At 35.5% G+C, this 16,047-nt stretch carries 14 protein-coding genes; 4 read left to right on the forward strand and 10 right to left on the reverse strand.

The window, feature by feature from the left end:
• Positions 1-18 precede the first annotated feature (18 nt).
• The 3 genes from LBU54_RS05965 to LBU54_RS05975 all read right to left on the reverse strand — a co-directional run bounded on the left by LBU54_RS05965 (position 19) and on the right by LBU54_RS05975 (position 5,501).
• Positions 19-1,329: an amidohydrolase family protein gene (locus tag LBU54_RS05965; protein ID WP_224527183.1), complete on the reverse strand. Its 1,311-nt coding sequence runs from the start codon at positions 1,327-1,329 to the stop codon at positions 19-21.
• A 4-nt stretch (positions 1,330-1,333) separates the two neighbouring features.
• Positions 1,334-4,324: an amidohydrolase family protein gene (locus LBU54_RS05970; RefSeq protein ID WP_224527186.1), complete on the reverse strand. Its 2,991-nt coding sequence runs from the start codon at positions 4,322-4,324 to the stop codon at positions 1,334-1,336.
• A 106-nt stretch (positions 4,325-4,430) separates the two neighbouring features.
• Entirely contained in the window at positions 4,431-5,501 is a 1,071-nt protein-coding gene (locus tag LBU54_RS05975; protein ID WP_224527189.1) for a DUF3810 domain-containing protein, read from the reverse strand.
• A gap of 87 nt (positions 5,502-5,588) precedes the next feature.
• Here LBU54_RS05975 and LBU54_RS05980 point away from each other — a divergent pair, with 87 nt between their 5' ends.
• Positions 5,589-7,049, forward strand: coding sequence for an aminoacyl-histidine dipeptidase (locus LBU54_RS05980; RefSeq protein WP_224527192.1), 1,461 nt, complete (start codon positions 5,589-5,591; stop codon positions 7,047-7,049).
• A 52-nt stretch (positions 7,050-7,101) separates the two neighbouring features.
• On the opposite strand, the gene LBU54_RS05985 is transcribed toward LBU54_RS05980, so the two are convergent.
• The 3 genes from LBU54_RS05985 to LBU54_RS05995 are packed head-to-tail and all read right to left on the reverse strand — an operon-like array spanning position 7,102 to position 9,846.
• Complete coding sequence (locus tag LBU54_RS05985; protein ID WP_224527195.1) at positions 7,102-8,301, reverse strand: peptidylprolyl isomerase; 1,200 nt, start codon at positions 8,299-8,301, stop codon at positions 7,102-7,104.
• Entirely contained in the window at positions 8,294-8,827 is a 534-nt protein-coding gene (gene gldI, locus LBU54_RS05990) for a gliding motility-associated peptidyl-prolyl isomerase GldI (RefSeq protein WP_224527198.1), read from the reverse strand. The genes LBU54_RS05985 and gldI overlap by 8 nt, the downstream gene beginning before the upstream one ends.
• Positions 8,824-9,846, reverse strand: coding sequence for a DHH family phosphoesterase (locus LBU54_RS05995; protein WP_224527201.1), 1,023 nt, complete (start codon positions 9,844-9,846; stop codon positions 8,824-8,826). Before LBU54_RS05995 ends, gldI begins: the two co-directional genes overlap by 4 nt.
• Positions 9,847-9,981: 135 nt before the next feature.
• On the opposite strand from LBU54_RS05995, the gene LBU54_RS06000 reads away from it, so the two are divergent.
• The 3 genes from LBU54_RS06000 (at position 9,982) to LBU54_RS06010 (ending at position 13,537) form a co-directional block, all read left to right on the forward strand.
• Entirely contained in the window at positions 9,982-10,401 is a 420-nt protein-coding gene (locus LBU54_RS06000; RefSeq protein WP_224527203.1) for a nucleoside-diphosphate kinase, read from the forward strand.
• Between the two features lie 342 nt (positions 10,402-10,743).
• A complete protein-coding gene (locus LBU54_RS06005) occupies positions 10,744-11,934 on the forward strand; it encodes a tetratricopeptide repeat protein (RefSeq protein WP_224527206.1) in 1,191 nt (396 codons plus the stop codon).
• Between the two features lie 7 nt (positions 11,935-11,941).
• Positions 11,942-13,537 carry a toll/interleukin-1 receptor domain-containing protein gene (locus tag LBU54_RS06010; protein ID WP_224527207.1) on the forward strand — a complete coding sequence of 532 codons (1,596 nt, stop codon included), beginning with the start codon at positions 11,942-11,944 and terminating at the stop codon, positions 13,535-13,537.
• A gap of 13 nt (positions 13,538-13,550) precedes the next feature.
• On the opposite strand, the gene LBU54_RS06015 is transcribed toward LBU54_RS06010, so the two are convergent.
• The 4 genes from LBU54_RS06015 to LBU54_RS06030 form a co-directional block, all read right to left on the reverse strand.
• Positions 13,551-14,204: an SGNH/GDSL hydrolase family protein gene (locus tag LBU54_RS06015; protein WP_224527209.1), complete on the reverse strand. Its 654-nt coding sequence runs from the start codon at positions 14,202-14,204 to the stop codon at positions 13,551-13,553.
• Positions 14,205-14,428: 224 nt separating this feature from the next.
• Positions 14,429-14,815, reverse strand: a complete 387-nt coding sequence (locus LBU54_RS06020) for a hypothetical protein (RefSeq protein WP_224527211.1) — start codon at positions 14,813-14,815, stop codon at positions 14,429-14,431.
• A 26-nt stretch (positions 14,816-14,841) separates the two neighbouring features.
• Positions 14,842-15,267 carry a hypothetical protein gene (locus LBU54_RS06025; RefSeq protein ID WP_224527214.1) on the reverse strand — a complete coding sequence of 142 codons (426 nt, stop codon included), beginning with the start codon at positions 15,265-15,267 and terminating at the stop codon, positions 14,842-14,844.
• 135 nt (positions 15,268-15,402) lie between these two features.
• Complete coding sequence (locus tag LBU54_RS06030) at positions 15,403-16,026, reverse strand: outer membrane beta-barrel protein (protein WP_224527216.1); 624 nt, start codon at positions 16,024-16,026, stop codon at positions 15,403-15,405.
• Positions 16,027-16,047 lie beyond the last annotated feature (21 nt).

Consider the following 16,047-nt stretch of genomic DNA (forward strand, 5'->3'; position numbering starts at 1 on the left):
TACGCTCGCTTTTTTATGTTAGTCTTCTACGCCATACTTCTTAGAATAGCGCTTCCATAATTTCGTTTGATGTGTTTCCAGACTGACTTTTCTACCGTCGATAAAGGCATGAATTACTTGATTGGTTCGCATGTCAAGGGCATCACCTTCACTAATGAAAAGCGTTGCACTTTTACCTTCCTCTAAAGTTCCGTACATAGCATCAATACCCAAAATCTTTGCAGGATTCTGTGTTATGAGTTGTAGTGCTTGTTCCTTGGTTAAACCATAAGCAACTGTTGTTCCTGCATAAAATGGCAAGTTTCTAGAATTCATACGTTCCATCTGACCGCTTGTTTCAAGGGCAACTAATACACCATCATCAACTAATTGTTTAGCCAATTTAAATGGAAGGTCATAATCATCATCTTCATTATTTGGTCTAGTATGAACACGTCTTAAGAATACAGAAACATTATTCTGTTTTAAAAAGCTTGTAATATTACCAGCCTCATAGCCACCAACTATTGTAATTTTATTTATACCTTGGGCTTTTGCAAAGTTTACTGCATCTGTTATGCTCTTTTCATCATTGGCATTGATATATAATCTTTTCGAGCCATCAAAAACACCAGCCAAGCCGTCAAAAGGTAAATGCGGTTCTTTTTTATCGCCATTATTATAGCTTTTTGCTTCATTGAAGTAATCTCCTAATTCCTTAACCTGTTTTGAATAGTTTTTATTCGGTTTTAAACCTGGATCTTCACCTAACCACCAACGACCTCTACTAAAACTATTTGGCCAGTTGATATGTAGACCATTATCCATTTTAATGACCGCATCTTCCCAGTTCCAGGCATCGTATTGAACAACAGATGAGGTTCCTGTGATGCGTCCGCCTCTCGGAACAACTTGACCTAAAAGGACGCCATTAGGTCTCATAGATTCTACTACTTTAGACTCCGCATTGTAAGCTATAATACTTCTAATATGTGGATTGTATGTTCCTAGTTCTGAAAGGTCATTAGATGCTTTTACAGCATCTACTTCCACAAGACCTAGGGTTCCATTGGAAACAATAAATCCAGGATAAACGTGCTTACCATCAGCATTTATAATTTCATGATTTGAAGCTAATGAAGTGGTAACATCATTAGAAGCAATTCTTGTTATTTTTCCATTGGAAAATGTAATAATGCAATTCTCTATGACTTCACCGTTACCAATATGAGCGGTTGCTCCAACAATTGCAAAATCCTTAACTTGATCTGAAGCAGGTGTCTGTTGTGCGAAACAGATTGTAAAACACAACAGTGTTATGATAGTAGTAATTTGTTTTAATATTTTCATTGCCTTACTTTTTTTCTGTTGTATTAAAATCCATTGAGTCACAGTGAAGGAGAACCTTCTCCTTTTTCTTCACAGGTTGGGTTTTTAAACCCTTGTTCTTTTCCTTCAGCATCAGATTAACCAATGTGCTTTTTTCCTTTTTAATGGCTTCACGCATCTGCTTATCCTTATCAATATCAAAATAGGTAGTTCCTTCAATAATTGTTTTTTCGGCTTTCGCATAGATACTCAATGGATGGTCAGACCATAATACGACATCGGCATCCTTACCTACTTTAATACTTCCTACACGATCATCAAGGTGTAATAATTTGGCCGGATTTAGCGTCACAAATTTCAGTGCGTCTTCTTCACTGACACCACCATATTTTACAGATTTGGCCGCTTCTTGGTTTAATCTTCTCGACATTTCGGCGTCGTCACTGTTTATAGCAGTCACAACTCCAACATTATGCATAATTGCTGCGTTGTAAGGAATTGCATCATTAACCTCATATTTATAGGCCCACCAATCACTGAATGTTGAACCACCAACACCATGTGCTTTCATCTTATCAGCCACCTTATAACCTTCTAGGATATGAGTGAAGGTGTTGATGTTAAAGTCGAATTGTTCTGCCACCTTCATGAGCATATTTATCTCGCTCTGTACGTAAGAGTGACAAGAAATGAAGCGCTCTTTATTTAAAATCTCAGAAAGAACTTCCATTTCGGTATCCTTTCTGTATGGTTTACCACTTTTCTTAAGTTCATCATATGCTTTAGCTCTACTGAAGTAGTCCATGAAAACTTGCTCCACACCCATACGCGATTGTGGGAAACGCACGTTAAAACGACTTCTAGATTGCTTTACATTTTCACCCAAGGCAAATTTTATAAATTTTGGTGTTTTGTCGTAAACTAGATCATCTGCAGATTCGCCCCATTTAAGTTTAATGATTGCAGATTGGCCACCAATTGGGTTGGCACTGCCATGTAATATTTGTATTGATGTTACACCTCCTGCAAGGTTTCTGTAAATGTCAATATCTTCATCATCAATAACGTCTTCAATAGTTACTTCTGCTGATGAATTGTGGCCACCTTCGTTTATAGAAGCTGCGGCAATATGCGAATGTTCATCAATGATACCTGCTGTAATATGTTTTCCTGAGGCATCAATAACTTTTGCACGTTTATCGGTTATGTCTTTTCCAACTTTAGCAATTTTACCATCTTTAATAAGAAGGTCGGTGTTTTTAAGAACACCATCTGATTCGTTGGTCCAAATCGTTGCATTTTTAAAAAGTAAGGTCTCAGACTTTGGTTTTTCTGAAAAACCATAAGCGAGGTTAGGGTAGGTGATTGGACTTATGAATGGCTCATCCTCTGGCTTACTTTCCGTATTTTTATCATCCATTTTATCTTGAGCTACTTCTTTTTTAGCCTTTTTCGCATAGAATGAGAGTTCATTTCCATTGGGTAAAGTAGCCTTTCCATTGAGACTATTGGAATCAGTGGCACTTGCTACAACTCTTATATATTCAGTCTTAGTGGTGTCTAAAGTCTTGAACGTCAAGGTTACCCAGTCGTCACTGTAATTTAGTTTTATTCCTAGTTCTTTATCACCGCTTATCAATTTAGCTGATGGTTTTGAAATACTTCCTGATATCGTTAGGTCATATACCTTGCCTGCCAAATTAAAATTGTAATCGCCATCAATATCCTTAACATTCATGTTCGCTATAATATGAGGTGTTCCTTGAACCCAATTCTCATAGAGTTTAGTTTTCTTGTCGAAAATATCACCACTTGTAATTAAGAAATTAGCATAGCTTCCTGCTTTTAATGTTCCTATCTCATTAGATTTTCCTAATAGTTTTGCAGGTACGGTAGTCAAAGCTTCAAGCGCTGTTTGTTTTGATAGGCCACTCTCTATGGCCTTCATTAAATTATCCTTAAAGGACTTTTTAGATTTTAAACCATGTGTGGTCAATGCAAAGCTTATTCCGTTTTCGGCTAAAAGTCTTGGGTTATGTGGCTCTTGATTCCAAGCACGCATGTCACTTAATGAAAGTGTTTTTGCTAAAAATGCGTTGTCAACATCGTAAGCCAATCGAAAATCGATTGGTAATATTAGGGTTGCATTGGTACTTTTTACCTCGTTAATACGTTCGTATTCGTCACCACCACCAACAATTATATATTGGATGTTAAATTGATCGCCTACCTTGTCTGCACGCAATACATTAGCCCTACCATTTGCTTCAAAAATTTGAGGTAAATTTTTATTTTTATTCAAAGCTTCTAATGAAAGGTCTCTCGTATCTACATTTCCATCAGCGTACCATTTGGCATCATTGTACATTTGTCTTAGCAAGGCCATACTACCCATTAAGGATGAAGGATAAGACTGTCGTGACGCAACACTCTTATTGAAAGATAAATGCTGGGAAGTTTCACCATCTAAAACGCGCATAGAATTGTCGGCATTGTTGTTTAAGGCAATCAACGCACCTGTGCCTCTCACTATACCATCTGGCATATGGGTGTTAACAACACCGAAACCTAATTTGTGCATTTCAGATGCTATTTTATCATCATACTTAAAGCTGGCCATGACATCTTGCTCGGGCATAATATGGTCGTTCCAATAGAAACCACTTCTGCTTGCCTCGTATTGTGGTAGGTTACCAGTAGCACGTTTAGGTTTATTTAAACCATAAGATGTGTAAATGTCAATAAACGATGGATAAATCGATTTACCATTCAAATCAATTTTTGTGGTGTTGCTAGGTAGCGAAATGGTCGCTCCAACATTAACAATTTTACCCTCTTTAATCAAAAGGGTTCCTTTTTCAATAACTGTTGTTGGAGATACATGAATCTTTGCATTTATTAATGCAGTGTAGTTGGTGTTGTTTGCAATTACTCCAGAATTACTTGGGAAGTATTCTTGTGCAAACAAGGAAATACTGCACATAAAAATGAGCAGCCATACAGTTCTTTTCATCATAAAATGTCAGTTAGTTAAATTAGAAGTCTAAAGATAAGGATATATGAGTCGTGTCTACTTTTCCTTAAGAATTTTTAACGTTTAAATTTTTATTGAGAACGCTGGTTTATAAAGGTCTATCCTTAAAATAATTTACAAATAGAGCGACAACATAGTTGTAACTCTTCATGCCATCTGATTGGTTATTTGCTTTTAAAAAGCGATCAAACGTTTTTTCAAAATAAGGTTCTAAAGGGTTTTCGTAATCCATCCAAAAGGTTTGTATTTCTTGATAGTTTCTAATAATGCCATAATTTAAAGTTGGCAAAATACTGTAATATATATCGGCATCCCGTCTAAATAATTCGGAAAGACAATATCTCAAGGCGAAGGTATATCCAGCATATTTAAAATAATTGTCCTTATTATGTATTGCAGCCAAACCACCAAAAAAGTTAGCTTCGTTTTCAGCGGCATATCCTAATTGGTGTGCCACTTCATGGCAGGAGGTTGTTGGAAATTTATAAACAGGAATCAGGCCATCTACTTGTGCCTCGTTGGTAAAAGGATTCAAATATCCCGAAAAACCCATATAAGTTAATGGTATACTGTAGATTGATTTTTTAATACTTGTAGGCTCATATTTTAGGTGTGAATATGTTTTTGCCAATTCATCGTACCCATTTTGGACCATGTCAAAAATTTCAGATTTGGAATAAGGGATTTCAATTTTAAGTGAGTCATTTCCTGGACTTAATTTATTGTGAAAATCATTTGATTTTTTAATCAGACGTTCTGTTAAATCTACAAGGGCGTGCGTAGTATAATCGGATTCAAGATTGAGCGATTTGTGAAGTGGTTGCCTATAATAATTGAAAGCCCAAAGTATATGAAAGGCAATAAAAGCTATGGATAGGGTAGCACCCACATCTAAAAGCCAATTTTTAGTATCCGTTATAATTCGTTTTCGGTTAACAATCAACCATCTTATGAGATAAATTGACGCCACCGTGTAGAATAGGTCACCCACTGAAAACGGTAACCAGCCGAATGTATACCGCATTAATTTAGAAAGAAATATATAGATGCCATGACTGTAGTATCGCTCTACAAACTCCGGGTAATGTTTTAATACATTGTTCAGTAGAATTTGAGCTACAAAAAGAATAACAAAAACAAGTCTTTTATTTTTTTGCATAGTCCAAAAATAAGCAAAAGTTATGGTCTATAGATTTACAATAACGCATATCGTTTTGTAATTTTGTAAAACTTAAATTTGATAGATATGAGTGCAGAAATAAGAGCATTAAAACCAAAGGAATTATGGAACAAGTTTGCAGATTTAAATGCTGTACCAAGACCATCCAAAAAGGAGGAACGCGTCATTAAATTCATGAAAAATTTTGGCGAAAACTTAGGCTTAGAAACTTTAGAGGATGAGGTTGGGAATGTCATAATTAGAAAACCTGCTTCGCCAGGTATGGAAGACCGTAAGCCAGTGGTTATGCAGTCGCATTTAGATATGGTGCATCAAAAAAATAACGATACTGTTTTTGATTTTGATACGCAAGGTATAGATATGTTTGTTGAAGGTGATTGGATAAAAGCCAGAGGTACAACCTTAGGCGCCGATAATGGTCTTGGAGTGGCTACAATCATGGCCATATTAGAAAGTGATAGTATAGCCCATCCACCTCTGGAGGCCTTATTTACGATTGATGAGGAAACTGGTATGACTGGTGCTAAGGGGCTTAAAGGTGGTATTCTAAAAGGTGAAATACTTTTAAATCTAGATACTGAGGAAGATGATGAGATTGGTGTTGGTTGTGCAGGAGGAGTAGACGTAACTGCTACCAGAACTTACAATGAAGAACATGTAACTGAAAATTATAGTGCTTATAAAATTGAAGTAAAAGGCTTACAGGGTGGCCATTCCGGTATGCAAATACACGAAGGTTTAGGAAATGCCAATAAGATTATGAATCGATTGTTGCATGTTGTGAATAAAATTGTAAGAGTCGCTGAGATAGATGGGGGAAGTTTGCGTAATGCTATTCCTAGGGAAAGTGTTGCCGTAATAGTTGTAGATAATAACAAAGAAGCAACCGTGTTGTCAGAAATTGAAGCTTTAGGCCAAACTATAAAGCACGAGTATAAGTCTCTTGAGCCCGAATTAGAAATTTTGGTGAGCAAAACAGATTTACCTGAAAAAATGATGGATACTGTAGCGCAAAATCAGTTATTGCACGCCGTTTATGCAGCACACAACGGCGTCTATCGAATGAGTCCTGATATTGCGGATTTAGTGGAAACGTCTAATAATATCGCACGTGTTATTGTAAAGGATGGCAACATAAAAATTGGTTGCCTAACAAGAAGCTCTGTTGAAAGCACAAAAGCTGATTTAGCCAATGCTCTTAGCGCTTCTTTTGAATTAGCGGGATTTTCTGTTGAACTTTCTGGAGATTATCCAGGATGGGCACCAAACATGGATTCAGATATTTTAAAGGTTATGGTTCCTATTTACGAACGTCTAAACAATGGCGCCAAACCACATGTTGCTGCCTGTCATGCTGGATTGGAATGCGGTATACTTGGTACTAATTACCCAGAAATGGATATGATAAGCTTTGGTCCAAACATTAAGGGCGCACACTCACCAGATGAACGTGCACAAATATCGTCAGCACAAAAGTATTGGACATTTGTGCTAGAGATATTAGAAAACATACCAAAAGCAAGCTAAAAACAGGGCATAAAAAAAGCAGCGATAAAGCTGCTTTTTTTTCTATTAGATCTTAGTTTTTAATACTTACCAATTCAATATCAAATACAAGGTTTGTTCCTCCAGGAATAACGGGTGGTCTTCCAGCATCGCCATAACCTAAGTAATAAGGTATAAAGACTCTCGCTTTGTCACCAATCTTCATGTTAAGCATTGCTTCCCTAAATCCAGCAACTAAACTTGCAGTTTCATTGTATGGCATTGCAAATGGTGCGTAATAGCCTGCTTTATCTTGGCGCTCGTCGTACTTGCCATTCTTTTCCGCAATTTCTTTCCATGTGGTCCAGAAAAGGGTGCCGTCTTCAAAATAGCCAGCGCAATCAATATTTACGCTTTGGGTTGGTTCTGGTTTCACACCGTTACTTTCATAGGTAAAAATCATAGCCATTCCAGTTGGTGAGTCAATTCTACGACCGTCTAAGGCTTCGTTTTTCTTCAACCATTCTTCTTTTGCTTTCATTGCCATTTGTTCAGCCTGTTCTTTAGCTTCTGCTCTAATAGCCATGAATTTTTCTTCAACTTTTGGCATTTCTTCTTCAAATACCTTCGGTGCATCAAAGAATTTGGCGTCTTTGCCTTTTCTGATAATGTTTACTTTTTCAATCACCACATCTTCCACAGGCTTATTTCGTCCTGCTACTTTCACGTTAGAAATGGAGTCTTGGACATCAAGTCCAATCACCAATTCTCCAAACACAGAATGGCAACTTACACCTGGTTGATCACAAGGTTTTAACTTGCCACTTTGATCATAAATATCACCTCTAGGATAGGGTCTTTCAGTAATAAAAAACTGACTGCCATTAGTATTGATACCACCTGCGTTTGCCATGGATAAGATTCCGGGTTTATCATGTCTTAAATCTGGACTAAAATCAGCCACAAATTTATAACCTGGAGTTCCTGTACCATTACCTAATGGATCTCCACCTTGAATCATAAAGTTGTCCATAACGCGATGAAAGGTTAAACTATCATAGAACGGTTTATTTTTATATTGCTCTTCAACCATAGGATGATTTCCTTCTGCCAATGCTACAAAGTTGGCAACGGTTACAGGTACTTTATCGTAAAAAAGTTTTGCGACCATTGTGCCTTTTGTAGTTTCGATTTCTGCATAAAGACCATCTTCTAAATCAGGATAACGCTCTTGGCAAGAAATACTTACCAAAACGAGTAATACAACAAACGCTGTAAGTGTTTTTTTAATCATTGTTTTCAATTATAGTATTTAAGGTTACTTCACAAATTAAAGGAACATTTGTTCCAATTTTATTATCATCGCCATAGTAGCCATAAGCTATTTGAGAAGGAAAGATAAAAGTCACGCTTTCCGTGGGCTTCATGAGTTTCAAGCCTTCACGGAGACCTGTAAACAACTCTTCCTTGTCCATGACGTAGGTTTTGTTTTCTGATGCGTAGATTTCAGAACCTTCTAAATTTGAAACATTAAAATCAAAATCTATAATATCGCCAAACTGCGGTTGCAAGGTATCTGCTTCTACTTTACTGGTATAGAAGTACCAAAACCCATTTTCTGATGCAATGTAATCGTGCTCTGGATTATTTTGCATAATGGATTGAATCTTCTTTTCTTCCAGTGCATTGAGTTTTTTGTTGCGTTCTGCAGACTCTTTTAAGAATGAGCCCGATTTAACCGATACTGGCACACGCGCCTCAGGTGATTTGCAACTAAAAAATGTTATTAGGATTATTACTATTATAAATAGGTTTTTCATTTTTGGGACAATTGTGATTTATACTGTGGTAATATACTAATAAATTTATCAACTGTCTCTTCAAGAGTACTTTGACTCCTGCCACCAGCAGCATTAGTGTGACCTCCTCCGTTAAAATGAGCACGTGCAAATTCATTCACGGAAAATTCGCCTTTACTTCTGAAAGAAATCTTTACTATACCTTCTGCCTTATTTTCAATGAAAATTGCGGCAAATATTATGCCTTTCAGAGAGAGACCGTAATTTACAAATCCCTCAGTATCGCCTTTTTTAAAATTGAAACTATCCAATTCTGCTTGAGACAAGCTGATGTAAGCTGTTCGCAACTCAGGAACAACCTTTAAATTTTGCATGGCTCTGCCCAATAATTGCAATCTGCTGTAACTATTGGTATCGTAAACATTGTTGTGAATCTCGGCATTATTGGCGCCTTTATCAATTAGGTCTGCAACTACATGATGTGTTCTGCTTGTTGTTGACGGAAACCTGAACGAACCGGTATCTGTCATTATGCCTGTGTATAAACATGTCGCAATGGTTGCATCTATAGCATCTAAATTACCCATCATTTCAATGAAATTATAAACCATTTCACTTGTCGAGGACATGCTAACATCTGAGTAGGTATATTTGGCATAATCATCAGGTTGTTGGTGATGGTCTATCATAACTTTGATGGCATCAGATGCCTCAATTAAATCTCCGTAATTGTCACCAGCTCTATGCAATGCGTTAAAATCTAATGTAAAAATGACAGATGCTCGGTTAATCAATGAAGCAGTAACTTCTGGCTGGTTTTCATATTTTAAAACCGTTTCATCACCTGGTAGCCATTTTATAAAATCGGGATAGTCGTTAGGTGCAATAACCACAACGTCATGCTTACATTTTAAGAGATAGTGGTACAGGCCTAAGGTCGAGCCCATGGCATCTCCATCGGGATTTTTGTGTGGTACAATTACAATATTGCTGGGCTTGCCTAAAAGTGATTTTATTTCTGAAATAGCACCTGTAATCATAGTTGACGAAGATACGATTTTTTACAATCTAAGAACGGAATTTATGATTTTGAAATGATAAAGATTTATTAAAATTAGAGACTTGATAAATTAAAGAAATACATTACTTTTGCACCACATTTTAAAAAACATTACATGGCAACTAACAGAACATTTACAATGTTAAAGCCAGATGCTGTTGAAAAAGGACACATTGGCGCAATTTTAGAAAAAATAACGGCTTCAGGCTTTAGAATAGTAGCAATGAAGCTTACGCAAATGACAAAGGCGGATGCACAGGAGTTTTATGCAATACATAAGGAACGTCCATTTTTTGGAGAATTGGTAGAATACATGACAAGAGGTCCAATTGTTGCAGCAATTTTGGAGAAAGAAAATGCGGTTGAAGATTTTAGAACATTAATTGGAGCGACTAATCCAGCTGAGGCAGCTGAGGGAACGATACGTAAATTGTATGCGGCTTCTATTGGCGAAAATGCCGTACACGGAAGTGATAGTGATGACAACGCTGCTATAGAAGGGGCATTTCATTTCTCGGGTAGAGAGATGTTTTAAACAAAAAATTATAAGATTTAAGAAGGCCATCAGAATTGATGGTCTTTTTTTATGCCTGTTAATCATTATTTTGACTCTGCATAAATTAATTCATAATTAATATGTTAAATAAAAATTTAAAACTCACAGTTTTTAGTTCTTCTTTGTATGTCTTGTTTTTCAAGGACCAATCTGATGTATTTATGCCAACTTCTTTAAGAACATAAATAAACCTTTATATAAATATTTAGAAATTATAAGGGCACAAAAAAGGCTAGCTTTTGTTTAATCTTTTGATAATCAAGAGAATATTTTTGTACCTTTAATGAGCTACGAAAACTAACTAACTCAATTTCAAATACTATGAAAACTAAATCAACAAAACACATTAGTTATATAAGTTTAAGAACAGATCTCTTATTTCTGTGTTTTATTTTGTTTCCTATCGCATGCTTTCCGCAATTTCAAATAGTTGGTATGCAAGTTAATACAAATTCGGGATGGCAAAAATCAAATCAAGCACATTTAACCATTCTTGAGCCTGGAAAACAAGCATATACGGGTAATGTAGTTATTGATTATGCTAAGAAATATCCATCAGGTACAACATTTACGACACATGCAAATACATCCATTTCGGTTTTTTATAAAGGACAGACTCAGATTATGCATCCTAATTCTACCCTAAAGGTAATAGTAGACAATAGTGGGATCAAAGCACAGACTTTAAAAGGTACTGTACAACATGCACTGAACGATGTTAAAAATAAAGTTGGTTTTTACAGAGCAGGTAACGGATATACTTGGGCTCATGCTGAGGGTACACAATTTACAGTTGAAGCGGCAGGTAATAAGAGCAAGGCTGTCAGAATTTCAACTTCAGAAGGTCGTGTTATAATTACAGATGAAGTTCCGGTATCTATTAATCAGGCTGCAGTTACTCAAGGAGGTGGGCGTGAAGGTCATCGGGATTTAAAGGCGGTTGTAAGAACAAGTCATACAGCAGGTCAACAATATACTACAGGTTCAAATGCGCAACCAATCAGATATGCTACTTATGAAGAGGCAATTATGGCATTTGAAAGAGAAGTCATTAAACTTGAAGCAACTGGCATGGCTTATTATGAAGAATTGGCGGACAGTTATACGCTTATTGGTGAGCTTTACCTCGATTTAGGATGGTTTGATAATGCTATTTCCCCATTGAATAAGGCTGTCGAGTATACAAATCTTGCAGATCCAGACGATATTTTAATACTCGATTCTATATTATATCTGGCTGAAGCTTATTTAAATTCAAGCGATAATATTAATAGAAATACTGGATATAATATAACAACAGAACTGATTAATGGATTAATACCAGAGCTTAATAGCTACATAGAGCAATACAATTATGCCAATCAGATGCAAGATGAAGATTGGGCGTGGGATCTTTGTTATGATTTGGTTGATATTAATGAGTATTTAGGCTGGTCTTATATGTTGTTAAATAATATCGATAAAGCCAATGAGTTTTATGTTTGGGCAGATACATACAAAAGCAGACTGTAACTAAGATATGAAAATTTTCACGTTAAAACGTCTTGCTGTTTACTTGGCAACATTCGTAATTATTCTTTTAACCTTAATTCTCGCAACTAGTTTTTGGAAAAGTTGGGATTATTCACTTTACAAAACTGTATATATTGACAAAGAATCTGTTGCAGAAAAACTTTCTCAAAATATTGCAATAGTCAATATTGAACGTCCTGATTTAGATAGTAAAAGTGCATCACTTGCAGAGTTTAGAAAACGAATAATTTCATTCTTAAATACGGTTGGTGAATATGAAAACACAAAAAATGAAGATCCTGAAGCTATAATTTTAGATGTTGCATTTTCAAGTGATACCATAAAACTCAAAGAATTAGAGGTAGCGCTTAAAGAACTTAAGGATAGAAGGATTAAGGTCTATGCTGTCTACAGTTTAAAAGAATATTTTAATAATATTCCAATTTTTGAGGCTAATGACGCTCAACAAGCACAAGTTTTATATGATAGCATTTTAGAAGGTGGAAGACTACACTCTGGATTTGAGATAGTTGATGGTTTAATTTCATATCCTTCAGATATATTTTTAAAAGGCGCTTTTAAAGATTCAATTCAGATAGAATCTATTATAAAGCGAGTTGCTTTAGATGATGGTAATACCAAATTCACAAAAGAGTTTCAGAATTTAACTACGCCTTTTGGCCCAATTGAAGCCATGCAAGAGCGAACTTATCAATTTCAAAATTCTGAGAGTGATTCATCTTTAGGTACATTTGAGCCATCATTAAATACAGACGATAAGTTTGTTTTTGTAGGCGATCTTACGCATGATTTTGAAACTAATATGGCTACACCAAGAACTTATTTTTTAGCATGGGCTTTAAATGAAGAGATTGTAACAGACCGTATTGCTAAACAACCTATTACCAATCTATCAATAATTATTGGACAAACCCTTTTCTTTAGCTTGTTCACGGTTTTGATTTTTGCGTTGTTATTTAAATACCTTAAGAGATTGCAAACCAAACCAAAGATACTAGCCCTGTTGGCCTTTTCCATTACATTATTATTCTTAATAGTTTATGGTCTATTGGTTTATGCCTTTGGAAAAGTTATCCCAATAGGATTAACCATTATGGCAATGGCCTTGGTAGCAATTCTGAGTTGGAGATTTGCTCATAAGTTTCTTGTAACTGGAGTTGCAGAAGGTTCTGAAAAATATGATGTTTTCATCAGTTACTCTCATGGTAATAGTGATTGGGTAAAAAAGAATGTTTTTGAGCCATTGAATGAATTTCGAAAACCTAATGGGGATAAGCTAAGTATTTTCTTTGATGTAAAAAGCATTGGTATAGGAGAGCCATTTACCGCTAAGTATATGTGGGGAATTGTTGATTCTAAGGTCTTTATACCTGTTATGTCTGAGGAATATTATGGTAAAAACCACTGCAAGAATGAAATGGATCTTGCCTATAAAAGATTTGTGGAAGAGTTAATAGATATTAAGCCTATTGTTTTTTCATTTGAATGTGTACCGGATATCTACACACATATGAATTTTTTAGATATTAATGTTATACCTGATTTTATTAATAAGATTAAAGAAGACCTTTCAAACAAATAGTTATTTTAAGGTATTATTTTTTGTCTTTAAGTAAATACTCAACAATAACCCTTGCGGCCACTTTACTTCCTAATAAAGACCTATGAAATCCATCTGGTCCATAGTATTGAAAATTGTCAGTTCGGTCAAAATATGCTTTCCAAACTTCACCAACAGGTAGGAGTATAGCGTCATTAAGTTGTGCAGCGTCTCTATGATTTTTAATTACACCATCATAGGTGTGGTAATAGGTTTGTGAAGGCCATACCATATAATAACAAAGTTTAGTATTACTTTTTTCACAAAGTTGTTTATAATCTTTACCAGATTCTATAAGCATTTGCCTGCCTTCATTTTGAGATGATGGCCCTTGTTGTACAATGACATAGTCGTATTTGTTTTTTGCTATTAGTTTTTGCACTTTGCCTTCAGCCCAGTGGTCTACAATGGCATAATTTGGTTTTGCTACTAGGTCATACTTTAACCTAATACCATGGGTTTTTGCATTTTGTTTTACAAGTTCTGGTAAATTGTTATAGTAAGTGAGGCTGTTACCTACAAATAATATTGAAACACCTTTCTTATGAACGGCATTAGCTTGCCCAAAAAGTATTCCTACAAACAAAACATAACATAAAAGGATGCCTGCTAGTCTTAGTGTGCTATTATCGTTTCCAAGTGCCACCATAGCGATAGTTTGGATTATCTTTTTTAACCTCTAATAAGCAAAATTCGCAAACAAAACCCCACGCTTTAGGCTGTTTGTATTGGATCCTAAACATGGTAGGAAAGTCTTTATTACAAATTTCACACTATTTAATTCTCAAGATTCCAGTGTATTTAAATGCCGTTTTTGGTTGTGTTTTGACACATAAATATACTCATGTTGGCCTAGGAAACTGAAGAAAACGTTTAGTTTATCAAATCTTCTGTAATTATAAGCTTGTATTCAAACCGATTTACAGTAGGCTCATCCAATTCCCATAAATCGTCCTCCAGAGGATCTTGTTCGTATACATAAATGAAGTTGTCATTTTCATTTCTGTAGAGTTTTATGGTGTTGAAAACAAATGCCTCAGAAGGTGCAACTGCATTTGCCTCAGAGTTTAATGTACTACCTATTGTTGTAAGTGATTGACTTGGGATATCAATAAAACTTCCCGAATCATTGAGTAACAAAAGGTCTGAATTTGTTGTATTGTCAATGATGTAGGTGGTTTCAAAACCAGTGGTAATATCGTCTTCGCATTGCATCGCCAGAAAAAGTGGCAGTAGCAACAGTAATATGTGTTTTTTCATAGTTAGCTATTAAAAAAATCAAGTGCTTAATTTATTCTCGCCCAATCTTGCGTAATAATTGTATCGCCTTCTGTGAAGTCTATAGTAAGTGTTCCTTGTGTTTCGTCAATTGAGTACGTAATCAACAACTGATCATTATCGTCGTCTATAAAAAGAATGGTTTGGTTGTTTAAGTCTACTTCAAATGTACCGCTATTTACTAAACCTTGGGTATCGTTATAGGTTAATAGTCCAATATTGTCTCTAATATTATCATCTGGATCAAATTCTAGAAATTCACAACATCTAGGAATCATATCTGAGATGTTTCCATTTAAAATTTCATTTTGGATTTCCCAACTTCCCAATAATCCTGTTGACTCTAGATTGTCAAATGGTGCCGGATCGTTGCTTTCGCATTGAAAGGCCACTAAGAATGGCACAAGCATAAGTATTAGAAGCTTCTTTTTCATGATATTGATTTATCTAAAATTAGTTAGTAAAATATAATTCTGTGTTTCGGTTTTGTTATTAAAATGTTAGTATTAATCTGTTCATATAGATTTTGAAATCTTGCTAATAAACATTTAATGGTTGCTATTAATTATCTATAAGTCAAACATAAATAGCAATCCAAAAGTATTTAGATTCCGCATGCGTTGTTTATCTTCAAGGCCAGACCCACTATTGGATTCAAGTTTTGTAAAATCTGATTGTCCCGTAAAGTTAATACCAGTGCTAAATCGATCTGAAACTTGGAATAACAAGCCAAGGCTTAGTTGAAACCCAAAATTCCAACCTTCAAAGACATCTTCTACAACAGTATCAACAAATCGGTACTCGTCTTTTATAATTCCTTGGGCATAAGGGCCTAAGTTTCCGTAAACCTTAAATGTGTCACTAAATCCATAGTCGTACGTAAACAACAAAGGGATTTTTATAAAGTCGCGCTGATGATAAAATTCACCTAAAGTACTAAAACCGTTGCCTGTTAGTTCGTTAAGGCCTACTCCTGTTGCGACACCGTACTTTTCATTGAATTTATAATAAAGAAGTAACTCTGCAGTATTACTATTTAAATTGTAGTCTGCTTCATCATCGTTGTTTACAATACCATAACCAATACCACCATAAGCAATGAACTTAAATTTTGAGTCGCTTTCATCTTGGGCTGTTACAACATTTGCTATTACAAGGCATAGTATTGCTAAAAGGTATTTTGAATATTTCATAAGTTAGAAGATTTAAGATTG

Origin of the sequence: Winogradskyella alexanderae (assembly GCF_020166335.1) — a bacterium.
Taxonomy (GTDB): domain Bacteria; phylum Bacteroidota; class Bacteroidia; order Flavobacteriales; family Flavobacteriaceae; genus Winogradskyella; species Winogradskyella alexanderae.